This window comes from Achromobacter sp. (genome assembly GCF_036567245.1).
Classification (GTDB): Bacteria; Pseudomonadota; Gammaproteobacteria; order Burkholderiales; family Burkholderiaceae_B; genus Achromobacter.
Genome location: NZ_DATCUY010000478.1, coordinates 1 through 2,228 on the forward strand (window position 1 = coordinate 1; position 2,228 = coordinate 2,228).

The 2,228-nt window shown below is 69.3% G+C and carries 3 protein-coding genes; all 3 read right to left on the minus strand.

The window, feature by feature from the left end; all coding sequences use genetic code 11:
• Positions 1-199: 199 nt before the first annotated feature.
• A complete protein-coding gene (locus VIR09_RS20315) occupies positions 200-682 on the minus strand; it encodes a YbaK/prolyl-tRNA synthetase associated domain-containing protein (protein WP_332014497.1) in 483 nt (160 codons plus the stop codon).
• Positions 683-797: 115 nt separating this feature from the next.
• Positions 798-1,514, minus strand: a complete 717-nt coding sequence (locus tag VIR09_RS20320; RefSeq protein ID WP_332014498.1) for a DNA-binding response regulator — start codon at positions 1,512-1,514, stop codon at positions 798-800.
• Between the two features lie 131 nt (positions 1,515-1,645).
• The coding region (locus tag VIR09_RS20325) for a TolC family protein (RefSeq protein WP_332014499.1) at positions 1,646-2,228 on the minus strand (583 nt) is incomplete at its 5' end.

Genomic DNA, 2,228 nt, shown 5'->3' on the forward strand with positions numbered 1-2,228 from the left:
GGCCGCGGCCGCGCTCTGGTCCAGCGCCAGCCCGACGGCCGAGGGCAGGCCGATGGCCAGGGCGGCGCGCAGCGCCACCCACCGGCTGACGGGCGAAGGCTCCATGTGCGCCAGGCTCATCAGCCAACGCATGTTGGAGCCGCGTGCAGCATGTTTCAGCGAGGAGCGGAACATGGCGGCCTCGTGGCGCGGCCTGCGATCAGGCCTTGATCAGCGGCGCCTCTTCGGGCGCGGCCAGGCGGAAATAGTCTTCCGTGTTCAGGAGGATGGAGGCGTCCAGGCGCCCCGCATTGAACACGATTTCATCATGGCGCTGGCGCAGGCTGGGATCCACCAGCAGGTGCAGTTCAGGGTTGAAGGTGAAGGGCGGAATGGCGCCGATTTCGCAGCCGGTGAGTTCGCGCGCCAGGTCCTGCGACGCCAGCGAAGCCTTCTTGCCGCCCGCCGCGCGGGCGATGGCGTCCAGGTCCGCCTGCTTGTCGGCGGGGAACACCGCCAGCACGTTCTTGCGCTGGTTGGAGGATATCTTCACGCGGCAGACCAGGGCCTTGGCGCCCTGGCTGACCTCGGTGCCGCGGATCGCCGCGACCTCGACGGAGCGGCCGGCCGCAGGGTGTTCAATCAGGCGGTAGCGGGCCTGGTTCAGGGCAAGCAGGGCTTGCAGGCGTTCGTAGACTTCCATGTCGGCGCGAAGGTGGGCGTGGCGGGCGCGGGCCGGGAGTCGGCCTCGTACGCCGCATGATACGCCCGCCGCGGGCCGCGGCGGCGGGTGCGTCCTTGAAGCCCGGCCGATGGCCCTAGATTTCTCCGGTGAAGGCGTAGCCCCAGCCCCAGACGGTGCGGATCGGCAGTTCCAGGTTCAGGTCTTGCGCCTTGCGCCGCAGGCGGCTGACCAGCACGTCGGTGCGGCGGATGGTTTCGTGGCCGCTGTGCGGATCCGTGCCCGGGTCGGCGCGCGGCAGGCGCTTGTCGGCGGACGCCGTCAGCTTGAGCAGGAATTCCCGCTCGGCCAGCGTCAAGGCCAGCCGCGTGCCTTGCGGACTGACCAGGGTCCAGGCGGCGTCATGGAATTGCCATTTGCCGGCCGCTTCGCTTGGAGCGGGCTGCGTCGGGCGCGGCTCTGCGTCCGCGGCGCGCCTGCCGGTGGCGGGAATACGGCGCACCAGCGCTTGCAGCGCAGCCGCGATTTCCGCGGTGCACACGTCGGGCGGCAGGCAGACGTCGGCGCCGCAATGCAGGCCGAGGATGCGGTTCTCGGGGGTATCGAAGGTGGACACGGCGACGATGCCGGCGGTGGTGTCCATGGCGCGCAGGCCAGCCACCGCCATGCAGAGATCGGAGAGTCCGGCTTCCATCACCAGCAATGGGGTGCGGTGGGCCTGGAACAGCCGGAACAGGCTGTTGGAGTCTTCGCATAGCCGGGGCGAGAAGCCCATTTCCGCCAGCGCCGCGCTGCGCTGCGCGCGTACTCTGGGGTCGGGCGAGAAGACAATCAGGTCTAGTAGGTCATTCATGAATCGTTGTGTCTGTGCAGCATGAGCGCATGCATGATGCATCGGATACAGCGGTTTCCTAAACCTCGCACAACGCCAGTTTCTTACCCGAATTCTCGGACATGGTTACGCATTGCGCATAGACCGCACCGTTATGGTGCGTCGCCGGGCGCTTCGTTCCACCAGCCGCCGCCCAGCGCCTGCAGCAAGGCGGCGGTGTCGGCATGGCGTGCCGCGTCCGCGGCGGTGCGCGCGATGCGTGTCTGCAACAACTGGCGCTGGATATCCAGCAGGCTGAGATGGCTGATGCCGCCGGCCTGGTAGCGGCCTTGCGCGATGCGTTCGGCCTCGTCGGCGCGGCGCCATGCCTCGTCGCTGGCCTGGTAGGCATCACCGTCGGTCTGGACCGCACGCAAGGCGTCGGCCACCTGGCGAAAGCCCTCCAACACGGTTTGACGGTAACCGGCCGCCGCCGCATCGTAGGCGGCCTCGGCCGAGCGCGTGCGCGCGCGCAGTTCGCCGCCGTGGAACAGCGGCTGGACCAGTCCCAGGCCCAGACTCCAGACGTTCAGGCCATTGGACAGGTCGCCCACGCGGGTGCGCTGCGAGCCGACGCTGGCGGTCAGGGTGAATTGCGGATACTGGTTGGCGACGGCCACGCCCACGTTGGCCGAGGCCTGGCGCCACAGCGCCTCGGCGGCGAGGATGTCGGGGCGCTGGCGGGTCAGGGCCGAG